The sequence below is a fragment of the Phyllobacterium sp. T2-21 genome (genome assembly GCF_055378485.1).
On sequence record NZ_AP027916.1, the window covers coordinates 189,030 to 212,226 of the forward strand.

Genomic DNA, 23,197 nt, shown 5'->3' on the forward strand with positions numbered 1-23,197 from the left:
GCGAAACGTGCAACCTTTCCGGACAATATGTCTGACAAAGATAGGACAAACTGCCTTGGAACCGGAGAGCAATTGCGAAGCCTAACGAGACACTCGGTCCTTCTTGAAAGGATTTGAACTGACAACCAGGCTTTCATCAGAGCGGAAACGTCTCTCAGTCCTGATGCTTCTCGCTAACGCAAAGTGTCGAGAATGACCTTGAAGGAAGGCGCACCGTATTGGCGATCTTGCGTGCAACGGTCTCGGGCGAGCCGACATGCAACGCTCAGTGCTGATGTCGGCGACATACTGGTCCTTGGTCACCGACCCTCAACCGCGATGTCCTGCAGTGAGTCCGGGTGCAACCGTCTTTTTACCGTTTTACATACCTGGCGCGCTATTATCGCTGGGTGATGTCCATGCCTTGATGGGCTAGAGGGAGATTACGGGAACCGCACTTGAAACGAGCGCTGACGTGACGATTACTGTTCGGTTGATCGCTGACGATCAAATGCAACTCCCGCCTTCACCCAGATTGGACTGCGCCAATTTCATTGGCTCATTCGGTTCAACGTCAACCACAAGCGTCGATAAAGACATTAAATCCGCGATTGCCGATATGATGTCAATGATCAAGGAACCGGGACCCCAGATGTGCACCCAAAAGGGACCCCTTTCTTGGTTGGTCTGGGCACGATGGCGAACACCCGATCGGGCGCAGCTGTTTTGTGTTGCGCAGCCTGATCGGGTGTGGATGAGTTTGGATTCTGGACTTCAGCTTTGAGAGCGGTTTTTGAAGCGCCAGGATTCATTTCCAGTCTCGATGATTTCGCAATGATGCGTGAGCCGGTCGAGCAGGGCCGTGGTCATCTTGGCATCACCGAATACGGTTGGCCATTCACCGAAGGCAAGGTTCGTAGTGACGATGATGGACGTGCGCTCATAGAGCTGGCTGATAAGATGAAAGAGCAGCTGTCCGCCAGCCTGGGCGAACGGCAGGTAACCCAGTTCGTCAAGAACGACAAAATCAAGCCGCGTCAGGTGGTCGGCAATACGGCCCTGTTTACCGCTGCGGGTCTCGATCTCAAGCCGATTGACGAGATCGACGACGTTGAAGAAGCGGCCACGCGTGCCTGAGCGGATGAGTGCACGGGCAATGGCGATGGCCAGATGGGATTTGCCCGTTCCCGTGCCGCCAACCAGTACGATGTTGCGCTGATCGGATACGAAGGTTCCTGCGGTGAGTTCCCGGATCAACCCCTCATTGACGGGCGTTCCGGTAAAATCAAAGTCTTCAATATCCTTGGCCAGCGGCAGTTTGGCGACAGTTAGCTGATATCGAATGGACCGGGCTTGTTTCTCGGCAATCTCCGATTGCAGCAGATCACCGACAATCTTGGGCGACTCATGCTGACGTTTGATCGCATTGCCCATGATCTCGTCATAGGCAGAGCGCATCCCGTAAAGTTTGAGTTCGCTCATCAAATCCAGAACCTGCGTGCGTTCCATGGTGGTCTGTCCTCCGTAAACTGTCGTAGCGGGCGCAATCGGCGACCGGTTCATGGGTCAGACGAAGTGCGTGGGGGGTGAGAAGCGTCACCGTTGGAGCCGGATCGCGGCTGCGGGTTAGAATGTTGATGATGACTGCGGCTGAGAAGACGCTGTGTGCGAGCGCTTCCTGACAGGCGGCTTCGACGGCTGGCAGGCCATCGGTCAAAACACAGGAGAGGATGCTGACCATCTGTTTGTCACCGTTATCGACTTGTTTAAGTCGGCGGCGGATCTTCTCCATGGCCGATGGCAGGATCCAATCCTTGAATGGTGCGCCGTTCCTCAGCGCACCGGGTTTGCGGGCCAGAACCGGTACATAGTGCCAGGGATCAAAAACCGTGATGCCGCGGCCAAAGACACGATCATGTTCACCAACAATGGCACCATCCTGCCGAATGATGATCCGCTCGGCATAGGCCTGGATCTCCACTGGTCGGCCGACAGCACTGGAAAGGACAGAGTATTTGTTGTTGTCAAAACGAACCAGACACGTCTTCGATACCGAGGCTGGGACACAATGAAAGCCGTCGAACCGGCCGGCATAGGGCACAAGGCTGCTGCGTTCCGCTTCCAATGCCTGCCAGATCGTCTGTTCCGGCACTTCCGGGTGCGGATGGATTTTGGCATAGGCTATGCATTTATCCACAAGCCAGGCGTTGAGGTCTTCCAGTGTCTTGAAGCGCAGGCGCGGTGTAAAACCGTTCGCGCACCAGTCCTACCTGGTTCTCCACCTGACCTTTCTCCCATCCAGCAGCCGGCGTGCAGGCCGTCGGCTCGATAAGGTGGTGGCTGCACATCTGCACAAAGCGCCGATTGAACTTGCGTTCCTTGCCGACAAAGACCGCATCAACGGCCGTGCGCATATTGTCATAAATCCCGCGCGTGCATGTTCCCTTGAAAAAGGCAAATGCCTTATCATGGGCGTCGAACACCATCTCCTGGCTCTCCCGGGGATAGGCCCGGACATAGAACATCCGGCTATGGCACAGCCGCACATGCGCAACTTTCACTGTCATCGTCGCCCCGTTCACGATGACGATCTCGTGTGACCAATCGAACTGATAGGCTTCTCCAGGTGCAAAGATCAGCGGAACATAAGCTTCCGCAGATGCTCGGCCACGCTCCTTCTCAAAGGCCCGGCCATAGCGGCGAACCGTGGAGTAGCTGCCATCATACCCCTGTGCGCGAAGCTCTTCATAAATCCGGATCAGCGTCAGCCGCTCACGAGGTGACTTGGACGCGTTTGCTGTCAGAAGACGATCCAATTCTCCTCGCCATGGGCCAATTCTGGGCATGGGCTGGTGCTGGCGCTCATAGTGAAATTCTGTCTGATCCGAACGCAGAACCTTGCGCACCACTTTGCGCGATATCTTCAGTTCCCGGCAAATCTGTTTGATCGATTTGCCCTGAACCAGGGATAGACGGCGTATCTTGGCAATCGTTTCCACTACAAGCATCCAAACCTGGCCTCCGGTAAATCCGAAGACACTCTAACCCCAAAACAAAGGGGTCCCATTTGGATGAGCATTACCCCTCAAACAGGGGCACTATTCCATTGAGGTGACATTTTTAGAGTGGTCCATGTTTGTTGTTAGTTTTCCGGTTCAGTTTGTGATGTTGATAAGGAGAACTACCGATGAAGAAACCTCGTTTTTCTGTTGCGCAGATTGTCTCAGTGCTGAAGCAGGCGGAGTTTGGCCTGCCGGTTGCCGATCTGATCCGGCATGTCGGCATATCGGAACAGACGTTTTACCGCTGGAAGAAGCAGTATGCAGGGCTTGAATCCGATCAGGTGCGGGAACTCAAACAGGTTCTGGAAGAGAACGCGCGGTTGAAGAAACTGGTGGCGGAGCTGAGTTTGGACAAAGCTGTTCTGCAGGATGTTCTGTCAAAAAAGTTCCCGGGCCAGCGCTCATGAAACAGGTTGTTGCCTATGTGACGGCATATCACGGCTACAGCGAGCGCCGGGCCTGTGCTCTGACATGCCAGCATCGTTCAACCCAGCGCAAACCCAGCCGGCGTGATCCTCGAACGGAGCTTCGCCAGCGCATGCATGAGATTGTCCGCACGCGCATTCGTTATGGGTACAGACGTGTTCATGTCATGCTGCGGCGTGAAGGCTGGCCTGCAGGCCGCAATCTGATCTATCGGCTTTATCGTGAGGAAGGTCTTGTTTTAAAAACGAAAAGACCGCGTCGCCGGAAGATGGCGACGCACCGGGAAGAAAAGGTCCTGCCTTTGAAACCCAATCAGGCATGGGCATTGGACTTTGTTCATGACCAGCTCACGAACGGACAGAAGATCCGCGCATTAACAGTTGTCGATGTCTTTACCCGGGAAGCTTTGGCGATCGAAGTCGGCCATCGTCTGCGGGCAGAACATGTGGTCGACGTGCTCAATCGATTGAGCCGTTCCCGCAAGGCTCCGGAACGGCTTTATGCCGATAATGGCAGTGAATTCACGGGCCGTCTGGTTGATCTTTGGGCCTATCACCACAAGGTCCAAATAGACTTCTCGCGCCCAGGCACGCCGACCGACAACGCCTTTATTGAAACCTTCAATGGCTCATTGCGGGACGAGTGCCTGAACCTGCATTGGTTCGAAACGATGTCCGAAGCAAAGACCCGGATTGAGGACTGGAGAAAGGAATATAATGAGAGCCGGCCTCACACGGCCCTTGGCTATTTGACGCCAGCAGAATATGCTGGTGGAGCAAGAACTTCGATGCCCTCAAAGGCTCGAATCCAAGCTGGAGGCTAACGCCAGGCCTGGACCACAATTCCCAAGCACTTCAAGACCAAGTCTCCACTAACATTGAACCCGGATCGCCTCGTGGGGGCAGGCCAATCAAAGCAGCAGACCTTCCTCGTCCGGCTTCGGTTTGGCCTGTGGTGGGACAATCACCAGCATGTTGCCCGGTAGCGGGCGCTGTAGATGACGGGCCTCATCCCACGGTGCTGTCAGCCAGGTCTCGACTTCTTCAGGTGTGGTAAGGATGGCGGGCATGGCCTTTTGATGAATCGGCGAGACAATTTCGTGGGGGGAGGTCGTCAGAAATCCGAAGAGTTCATATTCCTGCTCGCCCATCCCTGACTTTCCGCACGCCCTTCCAAGGCGTCCAGAAACCCGCGAAAAACATCAGCGGCCGATCTTCGTTGCCAGCGAACCAGGCGTTCGGCACACGCCAGCCCTCCACCTTGCTGGCTGGATTCGGTTCGGCAAAAGACGTGAACGGAACGACGCAGCGGCTGGTCGGGCCAAGCCATCGGCGCCAGTGGGGCGAGTTCACATTGCGGATATTGGTGACGCCGGGATCGTAATTTTTCACATAGGCTGGCGGTGACGGCATCCCCCAGGTCGCGTGGGCAATCTCGCGCTGTCCGTCCTCGGCAACGCCGACAACCGGCGCCTGATAGCCTGGATAAACATCGAAGGAGGCTTCATTCCAGCCGGCTCGATCCCGGAACGCCTTTGTAAATTGCAGAACCGCGTTGCGCGAGGTCGTCACGTTATAGAGATTACACATTGCCGTCCTCCTATCCAATGCGGGTCAAGGCGAAGTTTCCAATCCATTTACTTCCTGACCGTCTACAGCATCGTCCGCTTTGCGCGATCTCAGGATATCCTCTGCCAGGGTCGTAGAAGTGCTGCCAATTCCGCCGTCTGTTATGTGCTGGGGATCACTGCGATCGATCCAGCCGCCAACGATCTGCTGTTCGAACGCTTTATCTCAGCCGAGCGCAACGAGCCGCCTGACATCGACGTCGATTTTGAACATGCCAGACGCGAAGAGGTGATCCAGTGGATTTACAAAACCTATGGCCGGCAAAAGACTGCCCTTTGCGCGACCGTTACTCGCTACCGCGCCAAGGGCGCGCTTCGCGATGTCGGCAAGGTGCTCGGCCTGCCCGAAGACATGATCACGGCGTTGTCGGCAGGCGGCTGGGGCTGGAGCAGCAACTGATGGGCGCACCCCGTCATCTCGGTCAACACCCCGGCGGCTTCGTTTTGACCAACGACCAGCTCGACGAACTGGTGCCGATCGAACAGGCGCGCATGCAGGATCGACAAACGATCGAATGGGACAAGGACGATATCGAGGCGTTGAAATTCATGAAGGTCGACGTGCTTGCCTTGGGAATGCTCACCTGCATGGCCAACGTTATCCCCTTTTGCAGGAGCACAAGGGGATAACGTTGGATCTCACCACCATCGAGCCGGAATATCCGCCGACCTACGCGATGATCCGCAAGGCCGACACGCTCGGCACGTTCCAGATCGAATCGCGCGCGCAGATATCGATGTTGCCACGGCTAAAACCCCAGACCTATTACGACCTGGTCATCCAGGTGGCGATCGTTCGCCCCGATCCGATCCAGGGTGACATGGTGCATCCCTATCTTCGGAGGCGCGAAAGCAAGGAGGCGGTTGTCTATCCGAAGCCGGAACTCGAGGCTGTTCTTGGCAAGACGTTGGGCGTGCCGCTGTTTCAGGAAAGCGCGATGCGCTGTGGGCGATCAAGGCCTTGCGCGATGAACCACTCCCCTTGTTTGCAGCGGCGGCCGATCGCGAGCAGGCGATGATTGCCGAACAGCAGGAGCCGGATGTGACGCTTCGGCAGATGACCGAATGCGCCAATGTCGTCGAGGACTATGGCCATACCGGCGTGACGCTGCGTGCCCATCCTGTCAGCTTCCTGCGAGAGGATCTCATTCGGCGAAACATCGTCACCCGCGCTGAGGCAACCTTGGCCCGCGATGGTCGCTGGTTCATGACATCTGGCCTTGTCCTCGTCCGGCAGAAACCCGGTAGTGCCAAGGGGATCATGTTCATGACATCGAGGATGAAACGGGCGTTGCCAATGTCGTCGTCTGGCCAAGCTTGTTCGAAAAGCAGCGCCGCACCGTGCTTGGATCCTCAATGATGGCGATCAACGGTAAGATCCAGCGCGAAGGCGGCCTCGATCTCCTCGTGCCTGTAACCGGTGACAACCGTCAAAGAGTTGGCGCTGCTTGAAACAGCCCGTTCGGCAGATCGGCGCACGAGGGGCACGCCAGCGAATTCGGCCAGCAGCTTGTGCGGCCCGCCCACACCCATGCGGCTCGCTCTACCGGCCGCAAGCAGGATGATTGCGACGGAAATCGGGTCGCGCGACCCCGGCCTTGTCTCGATCTGCGTGATCAACCGTCATCGCTCCTCGTTGAGAAACCTCTCCAGATCCTCGATGCTTGTCATGACAGCCTGGAACTCAGGCGGCGTCGCAAAGATCATCGCCGACATTCTTTCGTAGTCGCTCGCCAGTTTCTTGCGCATATCGGTCGTCGGCACGAGCCGGAAACTGCCGGGTACTGCCCGATCATATCGATGGTCCGGTGCGCGGAACATCAGTTTCTTGTGCTGCCGGCACGCTTCGGCAAGATCGAGCATGGATGCGGTCGTCTTCCCGTAGTCGGGGTTGTTCCAGATCTGGTGAACATCGTAGTAGTGGCGCGAGTATCGATTGAGGTCTGGGACCTTTCTTTCCGCATTCTGATCCGCGTTTCGCTTCTCCGTCATTTCCGTCATGGCATGAAGGATGAGGACCTTTTCCCAGAACGTCCGCTCGGGCTTGACGGTCATCACGTTGGAGATCGCGAGATCCGAACCGGCGGGCATTTCCGATGCGATGTAGGGTATAATCTGCCGCGTCTCGGCTGGCACGGGATCCGGGCGTGCCCCGCCTTCGATGCGCACCGCCGCCTCAACATAGCCGCCGCTTGTATCAAAGACGCTTCTGTATCCGAGCACCAGAACGTCGAGCGCCTCCTTCTTCCGGTAGGAATCGTACCCGAAGCCGAGCGAGAAATGTCCCGTCTGTCCGATCTCTCCTTCGACCGCAGCGATTTCCTCCTCCAGTGAGCTTTTCAGTGGCTCGGAAATGTAATGGCGCGCCGCTTCGTCCACCTGTTCCGCCAGTGCCTTCTGTTGCTGAGTGACGGAGGAGAGCGCCGCAATGTCGGCCTCGAGCGGAACTTTCAGGTCCGCCTTGTAAATGCCGATGTCGATGTCCTCGGAGAAACGCTGGATCAGGCCGTACGCTTTGCTGAGGCTGGTGCCGCCCTTGAAATAGAGGCCGATTGAATCGTCCAGCCTTCGGTTGAACAGGAAGTCGAGTACCCAGCAGACGTAGAGATCCTTCTCGATATTCTCGGCTCGCGTCTCCAGATCGGACGCAGCGGCGGAGAATAGTGCTCTCCGTTCGTCAGCGCTTGAGCGAAGGACGTCAATGAAGCTCTGGCGCATGTTCAGCTTTCCCATCCTGGTCCGTTGGAGCGTTTTCATCCACCGGGGGCCGCGGGTCGCGTGTTATCGTTTCTATAGCCTGGTACATCCAGGCAGGGATGGCGTGGATGTTTTCGCGCAGATCCTCGATAATCGGCTGCCTGTGCGGGCTTCGTGCCATGTAACGGACGATACCATCGACAACGGTCTCCAGATTGGATCGCTCATCGCGAAACCAGTGGAGGGCCTGTATCACCCGCATTGCCGGCCGGCCGGCCCAGAATGCGGTCTTTGCCGAAATGCGCTTGAAGTCCAAGATATAGATGACCGGTTTTGTGGCCTTTGCGTCGCCGGCATTGGCCTCGATCTCGATGGTTCGAGGGTATGTGTCCGCATAGATCGTGGACCGGGCTGGAACGGCCGTCGTCAGGCCAAGATCATTGGCAGCCGTCATGCCGTCGACGCAAACACGAAGCTTGTCGCGCCGTGCGATCACATCGATGAATGAGGCGCGTGGCGGAAACACCATCTTGCCGGTCAACTGGCTGATACCCGGCTTGTCATAGAGGCCCCGATGAGGACGCCGGATGTCGCCGCGGCTCGTCAGCCTCTGCAGGGCCTTTTCGACGGCGTTCGGTGTTGCGATATCCAGGAAATCGGCGCGCGACCAAACGCCCGAAGGTGCCGCGCCGGCAATCCTTTGGTGAACGCGTTCGAGAGTGTCCGATGTGGGATCCGGCATAGCTATCCTACTTCCTGACCGAAGATTATATACAAACTCTGGTCACTGGCAACAAACATTATCATACTGACCAATCTTTGTATCTAAGTATTGGTCAGTATGATAATTGCTCATGCTTTCATATAGTGCTTTTGAAAAGCTGTGGTCAGGCCCTTGTCGTTCGTCTGCTTGCACATGGCAAGGATAGCCGGAGCGAGTTTCAAGCCGAGCGTATATCGGCTCGGTTTGACCGTTTTCTTTGCGACGTCGAACATTTCTAATGCCTCCGCAGACAGTGATCCAGTCGCCCAGAATTCAAAGTGGACTTCCAGGCTCTTCCAATCCGGGTGGTTTTTGATGGCACTGAAGGCCGTCGGCACATTGTGCTGTAACCATCGTTTGAACTCCCCGTCCCGAATCTCGCCATAGGGGCTATAGCCCTTGCATTCGATGAGATGGATCGAGGAGTTGCCATTGACGGCCACTACATCGACTTCCGCTTGCTTCTTGTTCGTATCGTCCTTGAAGATGCGGTTCATCTTGATGTCCCAGGAAATGGTTTTCCGAACGATATCTGCGGCGAGGTATTCGAACAACGTACCGCGAAGTTGTGTGGCCGCGCCTTCGATCTTACCGAGCTTGCTGAAAAGCTCGTCGAATTTCTCAGGTTCTATCGCAGACGTTGCGGCTTGGCGGAGCACGCTGGTCAGTTCCTTTAGCCCGGCAGCGATTTCTTCCCCGAACAAATTCCCAGGTGTTGCCGGAATTATCCCATTTTGCTTGGCGAGCATGAACGCGTCATGAGAAAAGGAATCCGCAACGAACATCTGGATTGTTGGCCCGACGTTTCGCAAGGCTCGCAACGAGTGGCATTTTTGAAGGAACGGCCGGATTCCCCCAACACCAATCTCTTCGCCAAGCAGAATATCGCAGGCGACAAACCCTGGCTTCTGTTTCTCGCCATCACCCTTCGTTAAAAAGCTTAGGTAAGAAGGAGCCGTGAGATCCCACGCAAATGTGCCAACCCTTGGGATTTGTTCTCCATCGCGTGTGGCCACCTTTTCGTAGCTGACGAGACCGAGCTTTCTGCTCCAGTCGCTGATGGCTTTCAACAGGACGGACTCGGTGATCAGTCTGGCTCGGACATCTTGAGCCAGGGACTCGTAGCGGCCCTCGTATTGGGTGAACACGATGCATTCACCCAGACCGCTCACAAGGACCTTGTCCAATAGTTGGGCTTGCTTCAGCCGATTGAAGATCGTGTCTGGTGACAGATGCCGTGCCTGCATGATCGGAGCGCCACACGCGATCGGAAAGTGCTTTGCTGGAATGAGCCCGCCGCGTTGCAAAATCGACTCGATTGCCAATCCATATGCCGAACGTGTCCTGATGAGCGCGTCGACGAGTTTCTCCCAATATTGCGGAGAGCCGTAGTGCTGCTGCAAATAGATGAAGCGGGCCTTGCGCGGGAAAGTGATGTACGCGAGACGTTTGATTGCGGTACGGGTCCGAGAAACACGTTGCCTAGCAGCATCTGGTTTCAAGCCGTGGGCGTCGATCAGGTACTGTGTCACGTCGCTTGTAAGCGACGGACCGTGGGCCGACAGATAATCCAGAACTGCATCACTCATCAAAATATCTCGATGTCACACAGCGCTGTTAATAACTTACGTACATGGCGGCGTGAACCGCTTTTTTGCAGCGTCTATTATCATGTTGAATTTGTTTTATAATTTAACACGAAAACCTAATCATCTCTTCCCCCTATGTCACAGTCGACGAAAGCCGGGCTGAAAACGCCCTTGCAGATCGCGTGGTTTTGAGCGCTTTTATCCTTTCATTCGCTGATGCCTATGGGCGGTTATGTATTACGCGTCTATCAACCTTGGCAGCCGTGCGAGATTGCAGGCAGCCATGGTGAGGGTGAACTGGGCGCCGACATGCTTGACGCCACGCAGCATGGTTTGCGCCATTGGCCCGACAGTTTTCGCCCAACCGAAGGTTTCCTCGATCTTCTTGCGGCATCGTTGCGATGTTGCATAGCCCGGATGCCGCGTGGTGCGCCCGTCGATTGCCGATGACCTGGCCTTTTGAGCAACATGCGGAGCGACGCAGGCCTGGCGCAGATCCTCGACGAAGTCGGCGCTGTCGTAAGCCTTGTCGGCACCGAGCGTCAGGCGCCGGGATGATCCGGGTGTTGATTTCTGCACAGGATTGATCCACTTTGCCATTTGGAGCTGAGCCGCTTACTTCACGAAAACCTTCTATTGATCATCGCCTTATCTCGATCAGCTATGGTCAACCGCAGATGGAAAAATGGATCAATTGCTGAAGAAACTCAACACACCGGCCGCATTCAGTACATCGCCAACAGTTTGATTGATTTCTACCTGAGATATCTCAAGCCTTATTTCGATGAGGCCGGGGTTTAGATTCCCAGCTATTTGATCGTGCTCAGCGCCGGACTTTGATGAGCTACCTTAAAATTTTCGTAACGCTACCGACCATGGTTATTGGCCCTATCGACCCGAAGGGCCGCTCGGGGTGGAAGGCGGTCGTTCATTGAAGCAGCCTAACCAGGGCGGTGTCGGGGTTCCCATCGCTATTGTTTTGAGGCACACTCCGTTTGTGGATCGGAAACCTTTTGTCCAGATCACAAGAATAGGATGGTCCTATGGCGTCTCCTACCATTGCCAGCCGTCCTCGGTCCTGCGTCACGGGCGCCTCGGCCGGGATCGGAATGGTATTCGCCGAGCGGCTCGCGGCGGCCGGTCATGACCTTCTTCTGGTGGCGCGGCGGCGCGACCGCCTGGAAGCGCTTGCCGAGCGGTTGCGGCGCGACACCGGTGCACGGGCCGAGGTCATCGGCGCGAATCTCACCGACAAGGGCGCGCTTGCCGAACTCGAGGCACGCCTGGCCGAGGACGATGCACTGTCGCTCCTTGTGAACAATGCCGGTTTCGGCGGTTACCGGCCTTTCGCCTCCCTCGATCCGAATACGCTGGACGATCTCATCGATATTCATGTGCGCGCCGTGGCGCGTCTCACGCGCGCGGTGGTGCCGGGCATGATCCGGCGTGGCGGCGGCGGCATCATAAACGTCGCATCCCTGCTTGCGCTGAGCGGCACCCTGCCGCCAGATCCGCTGCCGCATCGGGCGACCTATGCGGCAGCGAAGAGCTTCATGCTCACCTTTACCCAGGTACTCGCGGGAGAGCTCACGGGCACCGGCGTGCGGGTGCAGGCCTGCCTGGGCGTGTCGATACCGAATTCCATAAATTGCAGGGCATCGATACCAGCAAGCTACCCCCGATGATGTCGCCCGAGGACATCGTGACCGGGGCGCTCGCCGGGCTTGCGCAGGGCGAGGTGGTTTGTGTGCCGGCCCTCGCGGACACGGGGCTCCTCGATCGACTCACCGACGCTCAGCTTGCGGTGTTCAAGGCCGCGGTCTTGCCGACGCCCGTTCTCGCAGAGCGCTATCGCGGATAAGCGGGCACGGGCTGAGCTTAGGCGCGGCAGCAGCGGCGCCTGCCTGCGGCGGGAGGCACGACGGGTCGGTTCCGGCTCGGGGCGAAATGACGCCGTAAGCGGTCTTTTGCTAGCGATTTTCACACGAAGCTGCGAAAAAGTGACAGCTCTATCTCCCCGACCATGTCTTCAATAGTTAAGTCGTCTGGATGCTAATGTTAGCTCGAACTTTAGCATTCTTGCATTGCGCGCGAACGTTTACAAAATGGTATGGAAGTGGCGATGTGAATGTAAACATCGCCAGCCATTATCTGATTTTTACCGGAAGCAATAATTGATGTTAGATGAAAAAGCCCAGAAACTACCCGTAGTACCATTGGTTCCGAGGAACGAAACATGCAGCGGTGACGACGGTCTTGCCCCTCAAGATATATATAGCCGGCAAACTTATTTTGCATCAACGCAGGCGGTAGTTGCTGAAACACTTGATGATTTAGGCCTGCTGGGCCTGCACAACTTTATTGCGCGACAGTTTTCTATGCCGGAGGGTATGTGTGGGCGTGTGGCCGGCGCAATCATGGAGCTGATAAACCGCCTGCCTAACAAGCGGGCTATCGAGCTGTTGGATATTAAAGAACAGGACGATGTGCTCGAAATAGGATTTGGGCCGGGTTGGGCACTCAAGAAAATGTCTAAACTTGCGCGCAGCGGTACGATCACCGGGGTGGACCGATCACCGACAATGATTAGTCGGGCCGGGTCTCGAAATCGAGCCGCAATTGAAGATGGAATGTTGAAACTAATCCAGGGCACCTTCGAGCAGTTGCCCTTGGAAAGCGCCTCGGTGGACAAGATTCTTGCTGTCAACGTTATCTATTTCTGTTCGCCTATCGGAACAGCCTTGGCGGAAGCCCGCCGAGTCCTGCGCCCAGGCGGAACGATGGCAATCTATGCAACGGATTGCTCTTCTATGAGGAGATTGCAATTCATCGGTCCAGAAACCTGGCAAACATTTGACCGGAAAGGACTGGAGAATTTCCTGAGCAACAGTGCATTTGCGTCAGATCAGATCAATATTCAAATGGTTTGGTTGCCATTCGGTTTTCGCGGCTTGGTGGCGCGGCTGGTCAAGCGCTGAATATTAATTTGCTGGTGCCTGCTTCGGATCGCGATCGTATCCCGGGAATTGCTGGAACTTCAGATATTGAGGGTGAGTGAAATCAGCGCTCTGCAGCAGCTTGCGAGGCTATTGGTTTTTATCTCGCCAACACGTCCAAGCATCGCACACTGGGAACCAAATCGGATTCTTTGTGTATCCTCCAAAATTGGAGGCGCTTACTCGTACGCGATGACGGGCGGGCAGTGCGCGCCATCGCTGCTTTGGCCCAATATGGTCTGGGTTGCCGACTTCACATACATCCGGATTGCCTCTGGTTTCTGTTATCTGGCGGTCATTCTCGACGCCTGTAGCCATAAGCACCTCCTGGTATGAGGTGTTGCGATGACCGCTTGAATCTGCCCAATATGCGAGTGAGACCTATCAGAGGGCACTCGAACAAACTGGTCTGAGTGGCTCTATGAGTGCCGTCGGCAATCCATATCATAACGCTCAAGCCGAGAGCTTCATGAAAGCACTGAAGGTCGAAGACATCTCTACCGTTGGCTATGAGACGTTTGGTGACGTGGCAACCGGATTGCCAAGGTTCATCGACGAAATCTATAATGCCAAGCGGCTGCATTCGGCGCTTGGCTATCGATCGCCGGAAGAATTTGAAACTCAACTTGCCCAACAGGCGGCTTAGTTAGGAATGCCTCATTGGCCAGTTCCAGGGGACACTCTAACGTGAGATTTTGGAGAAAATACTGATATTCTGTATGCAGGTGTAATGTATTTTAAAATTAACGGCGCTATGATGACAAGGGCAGGCGAGGATGCCTAATGCCTCTCGAAACCAGTTTGAACGGATAGTCCAAATGCAAACCTCTTCGAATCTCGACGACGTCGTGCCCGTATATCGTCGGTCACTGCACGATGCGCTCGTTGGCCGCTTGAGAGACATGATCATTGAGGGGCAGCTTCTACCGGGAGCGAGGATTCACGAGGGCCAGGTCGGGGCAGCGCTTGGCGTTTCAAGAACACCATTGCGTGAAGCCCTGAAATTTATAGCGAGCGAGGGTCTTATCGACCTTGTCCCCGGCCGCGGGGCGGTTGTCCGTGCGCTGACCAAGCGGGACGTTCGAAATATGCTCGATGTCCTCATCGCCCTTGAGACCTTGGCGGCGCGCTTGGCTTGCCGGATTGCGCCCGACATGGACATTGCCAAAGTCCGCAAGCTCCATGATGAAATGATGGCGTTCTATGCGGCCAGGAACCGCCTCGAATATTACAAACGGAACCAGGCTATCCATTCTGCCATCGCCGAGCTCTCGGCCAATGACTGCCTGACCTCAACTCACGAATCCATCCAGTCCCGGCTGAAGCGAATTCGGTTTATTGGCAATGAGCAACTGGAAAAATGGCAAGGAGCTGTCGGTGAACACGAGGAGATGATCGTGTCACTTGAGGCGCGCGATGCCGACCGACTGGCCGAGGTGATGGAGCGTCATCTTGAACGGACCTGGGATCGGGTCAAAGACATCGTCTGACCTCGTTGCTGCCACGACCTCGGCACAGAGTACCTGATTTGGAGTCGCGACCTATCCGGCCGCGATCACTCCCGATCCCCTGTGGCTGATGCGATGAAGTCGCCGGCAACACGGGCACACATTGCCAGCGAAACCGCACCGGCGTCCGGATGCCCCAAACTTCTTGCTGCGAGCGGACGGGCCCGGCCAAGCCTTGGCGTGAGCTGCGCGGTGGCGTCCGCGGCAGCCTTAGCTGCATCGGCCGCGGTTCTCCACGCCCTGGCCAACGACTGCCCCTCTTTCACTTCTATTGTCAGCGTCTTCACAAAAGGGTCGAGAGCATCAACCAAGGTCTTGTCGCCGATCCGCGCACGACCAAGACGGGTGACGGCCTGATAGGCTGCCGCCGCGCCTTCCGCGACCGCTTCCGGTGTTATCGCGAGATCGTCTCCAAGCGCACGGCTCCAACTGCGCAATGCAAGGCCCCACAGCGCGCCGGATGTCCCGCCGGCGCGATCGGCCCAGGCGTCGCCCGCCAGAGCCAGAACGGTGGCTGCTCCAGCTCCCGCAGCGGAAGCTTTCCGGGCCGCCTCGGCCGCTGCAGCGGAGCCACGGCTCATACCCTGCCCGTGATCACCATCTCCGGCAACAGCATCGATACGGCCTAGTTCTTCCTCCGAATTCCGCAAGGCCTCAGCGATCCGGGACATCAGGGTTGCCACGCATCTCCCACTTACGCGGGATGCTTCGGACGCGGGAGGGATTTTCGCTTTCTGCCGCTCCTCGCCTTCGAGGGCGGGAGCGGCCTCGGTTGCGATGATTGCACCTCGGCGCAGAACCGGCGTATCGGTGGGTGCTCGCCAAAGTTCCGTGAGTTCATCGTCCAGCCACGTCAGGGTCAACGAACAGCCTGCCATGTCGAGACTGGTGACGAACTCCCCAATCTCCGGGTCCACAATCTCGAGCCCCGCCATTTTCAGACATGCTTCTATGCCCGTCCATAAAACGAACAGTTCCTCATGCTTGCTGCAACCGAGGCCGTTCAGCACGACGGCGACACGGCTGGTTCCGTCATTCGGGCGCTCCCGCAGCAAACGATCGACAAGGAGCTTGGCCAAGGCCGAGGCCGGAAGGATCGGTTCTTCAGCGATACCGGGTTCGCCATGTATGCCAAGCCCAACAGCCATGTGCCGTTCCGGCACAGTGAACAGGGGCTCCACGGCACCCGGCAGCGTGCAGCCGCTGAAAGCGACGCCAAAGGATATGGTGCGCGCATTCGCGAGCAGGGCTAGGCGCTCGACATCCGCTAGGCTCATGCCGGCCTCGGCTGCGGCACCAGCGATTTTGAAGACGACAAGGTCCCCCGCCACGCCGCGACGGAGCTTCGCTTGGTCGACAGGTGCGCTAGCCACATCGTCACTCACCGGCAGAACTCGAACGTCGATGCCTTCCGCCGCCAAGCGCTCGGCTGCAAGCCCGAAGTTCAAAACGTCGCCCGCATAGTTCCCGAAGCCGAGCAGGATGCCGCCACCGCGATGGGCAAGGCGGGCCACATTGGCGATATTCCGGGCTGAAGGCGAGGCGAAGACGTCGCCGGCGACAGCAGCGTCGGCAAGGCCTGGACCGACATAGCCAGCGAAGGCGGGGTAATGACCAGAGCCGCCGCCTACAACGACGGCCACCTTGCCGCGCGGAGTGGCTGTGGACCGCACCACACCGCCCGACACTGGACGCACGGTTCTGGCGTGGATCGAGCAGAAGCCCGCAAGTGCGGTCGCTGCGAAGGTTTCGGGTTCATCATGGATCGATGTCATCTGCGTTCTTCCTTTATGCTCGCGGCAGGATGCGTCTGAGGTAGTCGCGGTTAGTGGCGCTCACGCTGATACCGTCGCCGCCATAATGTTCGACGAGAAATGCGCTCTTGAAGCCACAATCGATCGCCTTCTTGATCGCGACGCGATAATTGATCAGGCCGAACTCCAGAGCGGCTGGATTCGTGACAATCGTCCCCGTCATAGCGTCCTCTGAGCGGGTGTAGTTCTTGACGTGCCAGTATTTGGCGAAGGGCACCGTTTTCTCGACCATGGAAAGCCAGTGCTCGACGGGGCGGTGAAGGCGGATGAGGTTGCCGAGGTCCGGATTGAGACCGACATTTGGATGGTCGACATCGGTAAGGAACTGCACCGCACTGTCGGCGGTACCGAGATAGGTGTCCTCGTACATTTCGAGCGACACCTCTATTCCGACCTCGGCGGCATGTCGGCCAAGGTCACGGATGCGGGTTACGGCAAGGTTCCTGATCGATGTATCATCGGGATTGCGCTCACCTTCGACCGTCCAGAACCAGAGTGCAGCTTTCTGTGCAGTGGTTAGGGGCCCGAACAGGCCGAAGGACACGGCCTTGGCTCCGATCTCGGCGGCTGTATCGATGACGCGGTGGCTGTAAGCAAAATATTCGTCGCCATGTTTGGGGTCTATGACGCTGCGGCGTGACGTCGAGACTGCCGGGATGTTCAGATTGAGCGAATTGGCCAGCGCCATAAAGTCGCGCAGCCGTTCCGGGTTGAGATCGGCGAGGCGAAGCCACGAATCCGTGGGATCGAGTTCAGTGAATCCGGAGTCGACAATCTCAGCAAGGGTCGCCGCCCATTGCTCGATCGTCTGGTTCTGAACCGAGGTGCCGTCCGGCAGCAGGTTTGGGTACTGGATCATCGCCGCCGCGATTGGCCAGTTATCCCGATTGAGCGATGTCGTTGTTGCAGCATTTGGCATGAAGGGTCTCTCTCTTTCTCTCTCTGGGAGCAACTAGGCGGATCGAAGATGATAGGCGCCGAGCGCTCGTGCAGCATCTTGCTTGGGGGCGACCATCATTCCCCTTTGCCAGTACGTTGGTCGAGGCGGTTGATGGCCTGCACATTTTCTGCCGATGGCCCGCTTTCGTCGAAACTGGCGGCAAGCCAAGTGTCCACGATCGCCTTGGCCAGTTCGGGACCGATCACACGGGCGCCCATCGTGATAACCTGCGCATTGTTCGACTTCGCGGCCCGTTCAGCTGAATAAGTGTCATGAGTGAGCGCGGCGCGAATACCCTGAATCTTGTTGGCTGATATGCAGACGCCGATGCCCGTGCCACAGCAAAAGATGCCGCGCTGCGCTCGGCCGTCAACGATGGCGTGAGCGGCACGCTCGGTCATGTCGGCGTAATACTCGGTGGCGCCAGTAACGGGCTTGCTGAGGTCGAGAATCTCGACCCCCGTCTTTCCGCTGAGATGTGCGGCGATGACATCGAGCAAGGGCTTTCCGGCGCTGTCGGCCGCGAGAACGAGTTTCATGTTTGATGTCCTTTCTTGACGACCGCCTCGCTGACAATCGCGACGATCCGGGCAAAGCCCTGGGGTGACCAGGCAGCGCGCCCGACGAAAAGTCCGTCCACATTATGGGGCGCCATAAGATCCGAGCCGTTCGAGGGCGTGACCGATCCCCCGTAGATGATGCGAGTGCGGCTCGCCGCCGCCCCGCCCCAGCGCTCGCCGATCAGATCACGCAAGGCGTCATGGCGGGCCGCGATATAGTCCGGTGTAGCCGCCTCGGTGGTGCCGATGGCCCATCGTGGTTCATAGGCGAGTATGACCTCGGGCACGCGCTGGCCCGGCTGGTCGGCCAGGGCCGTTTGGAGCTGCTCCGCCAGAACAGCGTCACTACGTCCCAGCCGTTTGTCCTCGGCGGTTTCGCCTAGGCACAGGATCGGTGTCAGTCCGTGACCGAGGGCCGAATTGAGCTTGAGGCGAACCAACTCGTAGGTCTCGCCAAAATATTGAAGCCGTTCCGAATGCGCGAGTTCGACATAGCGGCAACCAGCCTCCACCAGCATCGGCGCCGAGACCTCGCCGGTCCAGGCTCCAGATGCTTCCCAATGCACATTCTGGCCGCCAATACCAACACCGCTGCCCATGAACCCTTCCTTGGCAGCAGCTAGCGAGGTGAAGGGGGGGCAAGACGAACAGCTCAAGTGCGGCAGTGTTGATGCCAGAAAGAAGCGGCCGCAGTCCTGTTGCGTAGCGCAGAGCCATCGTGGCGCCGATGTTCATCTTCCAGCCAGTGCCAGCAACGAGTTTGCGCATTTCGGATCCCTGGAACACATTCGCGGATAGCCCCACGCCCGAAGGCGTGGGGCGGGGCAAGATCGCCCTAGTGCGCCGCGTAGACGGCAACGCAGCCGGCTTTGCATGCGTCGTTCGGCATCATCGGAACGAATACGTGGTTACTTGTGGAGTCGGCAGCCACCGAGTGCGAATTCTTGGCGGTCGGAATGTTTGCGACCCAGGTGTTTTTTTCGGCATCGATAATGCCGAGCACCGGTCCGCCTGGATTCTCGCGGGCGGCGAGGTAGTACCGCTTGTTGCCCGGATTGTACCAAACCTCGTCGCTGCCCCCGACCTGGCTCACCGCCGCAACGACTTTGCTGGCCGCAACATCAACGATAACGGATTGCGCCGGCATCTTGCTGGCGGCGGAGCCTGCCTTGCAGCCAAGCAAGACATTCGTGCCGGGACCATGGGCATTGCCCGCTGGTTGACAATCCTTGACCTCGATCATGCTGACCAGCGACCGCTTGGCTGGATCAATGACCGCAAGGCCGCCGACATTGTCCTGCTTCTTGTAGATCGGGACATTCTGATAGAGCATCCCGGTCTCCGCGAAATAGACCGGCTGCTCAATGCCGTCCGTCGCATCTGGCAGTTCGAGTTTGCCCAGAACCGCGTGATCGGCTTCGGTCGATATGAAGGTGAGAAAGGCCGGCTCGTCGCTGTCGTTCGCCATCGCGACGAGCTTGTCCTTCGGGTCATAGGCCATCTCGTCGACGCGCTTCTTGCCCCCAGTACTGATTGTTTTGACGAGCTTGGCTGGCTCCGACGAGATGTCGTAAATTCTTGCCGTGCTGTCGCCGTTGCCAGCCCAAAGCTGTTTGAGCTCCGGAATCACCAGGACGCCGTCGGGACCATTGTGATCCTTTTCCGAGCCGGTGAAGCCGTCGAGACGGTAGAGAAATGTGTTCTTGGTTGTGTCGAACACGTCGACGGACGCGTTGGCACGATCCGCTAAATAATACCTCCCAGCCTTCGAGTCGACGAAGCCAATGTCGAAATTGTCGAGTGGCTTGCCCGGAATATCGATGGTGGCGACGCGCGCGGCATCAGCAGCTTCACTGATGCCGGCCACCGGGAATGTTGCTATTGCGAGCAGTATCGCAGTGAGACAAGATTGCCTGTTCATTGAATTCTTCCTCCATTGTTCGGTTCGCATTTTCGGCAATGCGCCAGCCCGCAGACCGAGGCTTCGCCCCGCTCTGGTTCATGAGCGGCTCTTTTGAAATGTGCCGCGAAGTCTTGCGTTGGCGATCTAGTGGGAGACGCGCGACCCTCAGCCTTTGGGCATCTCCCTTGGCAGATCTACGCCGTGGAATTTCTTATAGACGTCCCGCAACTTGCCGTTCGCGAGATCCTTCTCGATCCAGGTATTCACAGCGTTCCGCAGCGTGTCGTCGTCCTTCCGAATACCAACGGCATAGCCGTTGGTCCGGATGATGAACTTCTGCTCAAGCTTCTTGTCCGGAGTCTTCTTGTTGATCTCACCCATCTGCGCGGGAGCCGAGACGATGATGTCCTGCTGCCCCGAAGCCACGGCGGTGATCAGGGTCGCATCGTCATCAAAACGGACAATCGAAATTTTATCGTCCGCCTTAGCCAGCTTGGTCGCATCCGCGTCGGCACCGGTGCCACGCGTGACTGCGATCGTCTTACCTTCCAGATCCTTGGCGCTCTTGATCTCGGTGGCCGCGGGCGCAGCGCAAAGAACGGTAATGATGCCGTAGGGAAGCGAGAAATCGACGACCTTCTTGCGCTCCTCAGTTACCGAAAAGGAAGACATGACAAGGTCCACCTTATTGGTCTGCAGGAACGGAATCCGGTTTGCGCCGGTTGTTGGCACTATCTCGAGCGGCACGCCGATGTCCGCAGCGAGAAGGCGTGCCGCCTCCACGTCCGAGCCGGTCGGTTGCATGCTGGAATCGACCGTGCCATAGGGCGGCAAGCCCAGATCGACCGCAACCAGGAGCTTGTTGCGAGCCTTGATGTCGGCGAGTGTATCCGCCCTGACGGCTGAGCCGAAAGCCATGGCAGTTACAAGAGCGGCAATTGCGATCTTCGTCCATTTCATTGATTTTCTCCCTTTTCGTTTCTGGGTTGGTGGTGGAAGACGCCTCCGTGGTCATAGCCCGGTGCCGACGAATTGCTGCAGTTCCGGCGTCTGTGGATTGGCGAGCATGTCCCCCGACCCCGTCTCGTGGACGCGACCCTGATGCATGAAGATCACCTTGTCGGCGACTTGGCGTGCGAAAGTCATTTCATGGGTGACGAGCACCATCGTCATACCGCCAGCGGCAAGCTCTTCCATGACCTTGAGGACCTCCCCCTTCAGCTCTGGATCGAGCGCCGACGTCACCTCGTCGAACAGCATGACCTGCGGCTGCATGGCGAGTGCACGGGCGATCGCGACACGCTGCTGTTGACCGCCGGAGAGCTGTTCGGGGTAATTCTGCGCTTTTTCCGAGAGGCCTACCTGTGCGAGCACGCGAGACGCGATGGCCAGCGCATCGTTGTTTGAAATACGCTTTACCCGACGCGGCGCGAGAGTGATATTTTGCTCGACTGTCAGGTGCGGAAACAGATTGTAGCTCTGGAAGACGATGCCGACGTCCTTGCGGACCGACCGCAGGTCGACTTTGGGATCGCTGCCGACCTCGTGTCCGCAAACCTCGAGCTTTCCGGCGTTGATCCGCTCCAAGCCATTTATGCATCGCAAAGCCGTGCTCTTACCAGAGCCACTGCGGCCGATGATGCAGACGACCTCTCCCTTCGCCACATCGAAGTCGACGCCCTTCAGGACCTCAAGATAACCAAAACTTTTATGGACACCGTCGAAGCGGACCATCGATTTCGTGGTAACGGATTGGGTGCTTAAAGAAATCATGACTCAGGCTCCCCGGGCACGAAGACGCGCTTCGAGGCGGCGACTTGCATGCGACAGTGGTGAACAAAGGCTGAAGTAAATGGCGCCTACGATCGTGAAGACCAGGAAGGGCTCAAAGATCGCGTTGTTGACGATCTTGCCGGACTGGGTCAACTCGATGAAACCGATCACGACCGAATAGGATGTATTCTTGACGATTTGGACCATGAAGCCGATCGTGGGCGGGATCGACAGACGAACAGCTTGCGGCAGAACGACGTCCTTCATTTTCTGGAAACCGGACAAAGCGAGACTATCCGCAGCCTCCCACTGGGTACGTGGCACGGCTTGGATACTGCCGCGCCAAATCTCGCCGAGGAACGCGGCTGCAAAGATGGTCATGGAGAGGCCGGCAGCGACGATTGCAGGTACGTCCACCCCGGTGATCGCCAAACCGAAATAGGACAGGAACATCAGGACCGGAAGGGGAATGCCTTGGACGACGTGCACGTAGGATGCAGCGATCCAGTTCAGGACACGCCAGCGCGATACCCGCATCAGCGCGATGACCATGCCGATGATCCCGCCACCGATGAAGCCGATCAGCGACAGAACGATGGTCCAGAATGTGCCTTGCAGCAGGAAGACGAATTGGTTGAGCGAGAATGCCATGGTGCGCGCTCCTACAACGGGGTCCCGAGGCGGCGGCGCCGTGGAAACGCAAGCCATCCGAGGCCTCTGATGCCGAAGCGAAGGAGAATGGAAAGCGCAAGATAGATCACGGCAACGACGATGTAGATTTCGAACCCCCGGAATGTCTCCGATTGGGTCCGGCTAGCCGCAGCCATCAGTTCCTCTGCCGATATCTGTGCCATGATCGAGGTGGCCAGCATCATCAGGACGAATTGACTGGTCAGTGCCGGCAACACCCGTTCAATCGCGGGAGGAAGCACGACATCCAAGAGCATCCTGGTCCTTGAAAGCCCGAGACTCTCGGCCGCCTCTATCTGACCTTTCCAGACGGATTCGATGCCTGCCCGGATGATCTCGGACGAATAGGCGCCGACATTCAGCGTCAAGGCAATCACGGCTGCCGCGAAGGCCGAAAGCTTGAAGCCAACACCGGCTAGGCCGAAGAATAGCCAGAAGGTCTGTACGAGCAGCGGCGTGTTCCGGATGATCTCTACATAGATCGCGACCAGCCGCCGGAGCCAGGCGACCCGCCCTGTCCGGGCGACCGCACAGAGGGTACCAAAGACGAAACCAAGGACAATCGCGACCATGGTCATTTTTACAGTGAGGAACGCACCGTGCAGGAGGTCCCGCCAATACTCGTTTTTGGGGTCCCATAGGAAGCTGAAGTCGAAGCTGTACTTCATGCCTGCACCTGTAGGCACTGCCAGTGTAATCGAGAATGGAAGTATCGAGCAGCGTACATGCACGCTTCACCCATGAAAGCGTCCAAGCCATTGCCCCGTACGGACTTTCCGGCGTTCATTTCGATTCCCACCCGCAGCTAGATACTTTTCTTGATATCGGCGCTGCGAATTCGACCCAGGCTTTTGCCTTCAAACTGTTGAG

22 protein-coding genes and 4 pseudogenes are annotated in these 23,197 nt (G+C 57.4%); 9 read left to right on the forward strand and 17 right to left on the reverse strand.

Features of this window, described 5'->3' with window-relative positions:
- Nucleotides 1-753 precede the first annotated feature (753 nt).
- Both istB and istA read right to left on the reverse strand, forming a co-directional pair.
- Nucleotides 754-1,488 (reverse strand): IS21-like element helper ATPase IstB, encoded by a 735-nt coding sequence (istB, locus tag ACZ5FP_RS25695; RefSeq protein WP_464665314.1) that lies wholly within the window; start codon nt 1,486-1,488, stop codon nt 754-756.
- Nucleotides 1,421-2,987: pseudogene (gene istA / locus ACZ5FP_RS25700) on the reverse strand (IS21 family transposase). The gene istB and the pseudogene istA overlap by 68 nt, the downstream one beginning before the upstream one ends.
- Before the next feature lie 179 nt (nt 2,988-3,166).
- Between istA and ACZ5FP_RS25705 the strand changes: the two are divergent.
- Nucleotides 3,167-4,290 (forward strand): IS3 family transposase gene (locus tag ACZ5FP_RS25705; protein ID WP_464664915.1). Its coding sequence is split into 2 segments (ribosomal slippage): nt 3,167-3,416 and nt 3,416-4,290, totalling 1,125 coding nucleotides; the frame shifts between segments, so codons are not numbered across the junction.
- An 87-nt stretch (nt 4,291-4,377) separates the two neighbouring features.
- On the opposite strand, the pseudogene ACZ5FP_RS25710 reads toward ACZ5FP_RS25705, so the two are convergent.
- Nucleotides 4,378-5,056 (reverse strand): annotated as a pseudogene (locus ACZ5FP_RS25710) (SOS response-associated peptidase).
- Here ACZ5FP_RS25710 and ACZ5FP_RS25715 point away from each other — a divergent pair.
- The 3 genes and pseudogenes from ACZ5FP_RS25715 to ACZ5FP_RS25725 all read left to right on the forward strand — a co-directional run bounded on the left by ACZ5FP_RS25715 (nt 5,009) and on the right by ACZ5FP_RS25725 (nt 6,454).
- Nucleotides 5,009-5,724, forward strand: a pseudogene (locus ACZ5FP_RS25715) (hypothetical protein). The pseudogenes ACZ5FP_RS25710 and ACZ5FP_RS25715 overlap by 48 nt on opposite strands.
- A 2-nt stretch (nt 5,725-5,726) precedes the next feature.
- Nucleotides 5,727-6,113 (forward strand): hypothetical protein, encoded by a 387-nt coding sequence (locus tag ACZ5FP_RS25720; RefSeq protein WP_464665315.1) that lies wholly within the window; start codon nt 5,727-5,729, stop codon nt 6,111-6,113.
- Nucleotides 6,056-6,454 (forward strand): hypothetical protein, encoded by a 399-nt coding sequence (locus ACZ5FP_RS25725; RefSeq protein ID WP_464665316.1) that lies wholly within the window; start codon nt 6,056-6,058, stop codon nt 6,452-6,454. Before ACZ5FP_RS25720 ends, ACZ5FP_RS25725 begins: the two co-directional genes overlap by 58 nt.
- Here the strand turns inward: ACZ5FP_RS25725 and ACZ5FP_RS25730 are convergent.
- The 5 genes and pseudogenes from ACZ5FP_RS25730 to ACZ5FP_RS25750 form a co-directional block, all read right to left on the reverse strand.
- Nucleotides 6,448-6,714 (reverse strand): NTP transferase domain-containing protein, encoded by a 267-nt coding sequence (locus ACZ5FP_RS25730; protein ID WP_464665317.1) that lies wholly within the window; start codon nt 6,712-6,714, stop codon nt 6,448-6,450. The two genes, ACZ5FP_RS25725 and ACZ5FP_RS25730, sit on opposite strands and share 7 nt — an antisense overlap.
- A 3-nt stretch (nt 6,715-6,717) precedes the next feature.
- A complete protein-coding gene (locus tag ACZ5FP_RS25735) occupies nt 6,718-7,812 on the reverse strand; it encodes a nucleotidyl transferase AbiEii/AbiGii toxin family protein (RefSeq protein ID WP_464665318.1) in 1,095 nt (364 codons plus the stop codon).
- Nucleotides 7,793-8,533, reverse strand: coding sequence for a DUF6088 family protein (locus ACZ5FP_RS25740; RefSeq protein WP_464665319.1), 741 nt, complete (start codon nt 8,531-8,533; stop codon nt 7,793-7,795). The genes ACZ5FP_RS25735 and ACZ5FP_RS25740 overlap by 20 nt, the downstream gene beginning before the upstream one ends.
- 110 nt (nt 8,534-8,643) lie before the next feature.
- A complete protein-coding gene (locus tag ACZ5FP_RS25745; protein WP_464665320.1) occupies nt 8,644-10,143 on the reverse strand; it encodes a nuclease-related domain-containing protein in 1,500 nt (499 codons plus the stop codon).
- 237 nt (nt 10,144-10,380) lie between these two features.
- Nucleotides 10,381-10,710, reverse strand: a pseudogene (locus ACZ5FP_RS25750) (transposase); the annotation flags it as partial.
- A gap of 476 nt (nt 10,711-11,186) precedes the next feature.
- On the opposite strand from ACZ5FP_RS25750, the gene ACZ5FP_RS25755 reads away from it, so the two are divergent.
- The 5 genes from ACZ5FP_RS25755 (at nt 11,187) to ACZ5FP_RS25775 (ending at nt 14,629) form a co-directional block, all read left to right on the forward strand.
- Nucleotides 11,187-11,828: an SDR family NAD(P)-dependent oxidoreductase gene (locus ACZ5FP_RS25755; protein ID WP_464665321.1), complete on the forward strand. Its 642-nt coding sequence runs from the start codon at nt 11,187-11,189 to the stop codon at nt 11,826-11,828.
- A complete protein-coding gene (locus ACZ5FP_RS25760; protein ID WP_464665322.1) occupies nt 11,825-12,004 on the forward strand; it encodes a hypothetical protein in 180 nt (59 codons plus the stop codon). Before ACZ5FP_RS25755 ends, ACZ5FP_RS25760 begins: the two co-directional genes overlap by 4 nt.
- Before the next feature lie 316 nt (nt 12,005-12,320).
- On the forward strand, nt 12,321-13,121 hold the full coding sequence (locus tag ACZ5FP_RS25765; protein WP_464665323.1) for a class I SAM-dependent methyltransferase: 801 nt from the start codon (nt 12,321-12,323) through the stop codon (nt 13,119-13,121).
- 439 nt (nt 13,122-13,560) lie between these two features.
- Nucleotides 13,561-13,785: an integrase core domain-containing protein gene (locus ACZ5FP_RS25770; RefSeq protein ID WP_464665324.1), complete on the forward strand. Its 225-nt coding sequence runs from the start codon at nt 13,561-13,563 to the stop codon at nt 13,783-13,785.
- A 172-nt stretch (nt 13,786-13,957) separates the two neighbouring features.
- Nucleotides 13,958-14,629, forward strand: a complete 672-nt coding sequence (locus tag ACZ5FP_RS25775) for a GntR family transcriptional regulator (RefSeq protein WP_464665325.1) — start codon at nt 13,958-13,960, stop codon at nt 14,627-14,629.
- Between the two features lie 65 nt (nt 14,630-14,694).
- Here the strand turns inward: ACZ5FP_RS25775 and ACZ5FP_RS25780 are convergent, their stop codons facing one another.
- From ACZ5FP_RS25780 to ACZ5FP_RS25820, 9 genes are all read right to left on the reverse strand, one after another.
- Nucleotides 14,695-16,422 carry a dihydroxyacetone kinase family protein gene (locus tag ACZ5FP_RS25780; protein WP_464665326.1) on the reverse strand — a complete coding sequence of 576 codons (1,728 nt, stop codon included), beginning with the start codon at nt 16,420-16,422 and terminating at the stop codon, nt 14,695-14,697.
- A gap of 13 nt (nt 16,423-16,435) precedes the next feature.
- Complete coding sequence (locus ACZ5FP_RS25785; RefSeq protein WP_464665327.1) at nt 16,436-17,380, reverse strand: sugar phosphate isomerase/epimerase family protein; 945 nt, start codon at nt 17,378-17,380, stop codon at nt 16,436-16,438.
- A 95-nt stretch (nt 17,381-17,475) separates the two neighbouring features.
- Nucleotides 17,476-17,940 carry a D-erythrulose-4-phosphate isomerase gene (derI, locus tag ACZ5FP_RS25790; RefSeq protein ID WP_464665328.1) on the reverse strand — a complete coding sequence of 155 codons (465 nt, stop codon included), beginning with the start codon at nt 17,938-17,940 and terminating at the stop codon, nt 17,476-17,478.
- Nucleotides 17,937-18,560 (reverse strand): triose-phosphate isomerase family protein, encoded by a 624-nt coding sequence (locus ACZ5FP_RS25795; protein WP_464665329.1) that lies wholly within the window; start codon nt 18,558-18,560, stop codon nt 17,937-17,939. Before ACZ5FP_RS25795 ends, derI begins: the two co-directional genes overlap by 4 nt.
- Before the next feature lie 236 nt (nt 18,561-18,796).
- Entirely contained in the window at nt 18,797-19,882 is a 1,086-nt protein-coding gene (locus ACZ5FP_RS25800; protein ID WP_464665330.1) for a YncE family protein, read from the reverse strand.
- A 147-nt stretch (nt 19,883-20,029) separates the two neighbouring features.
- Nucleotides 20,030-20,824 (reverse strand): transporter substrate-binding domain-containing protein, encoded by a 795-nt coding sequence (locus tag ACZ5FP_RS25805; protein ID WP_464665331.1) that lies wholly within the window; start codon nt 20,822-20,824, stop codon nt 20,030-20,032.
- A 51-nt stretch (nt 20,825-20,875) separates the two neighbouring features.
- Entirely contained in the window at nt 20,876-21,637 is a 762-nt protein-coding gene (locus tag ACZ5FP_RS25810; protein ID WP_464665332.1) for an amino acid ABC transporter ATP-binding protein, read from the reverse strand.
- 3 nt (nt 21,638-21,640) lie between these two features.
- Nucleotides 21,641-22,288, reverse strand: coding sequence for an amino acid ABC transporter permease (locus ACZ5FP_RS25815; RefSeq protein ID WP_464665333.1), 648 nt, complete (start codon nt 22,286-22,288; stop codon nt 21,641-21,643).
- Between the two features lie 11 nt (nt 22,289-22,299).
- Complete coding sequence (locus ACZ5FP_RS25820) at nt 22,300-22,995, reverse strand: amino acid ABC transporter permease (RefSeq protein ID WP_464665334.1); 696 nt, start codon at nt 22,993-22,995, stop codon at nt 22,300-22,302.
- Nucleotides 22,996-23,197 lie beyond the last annotated feature (202 nt).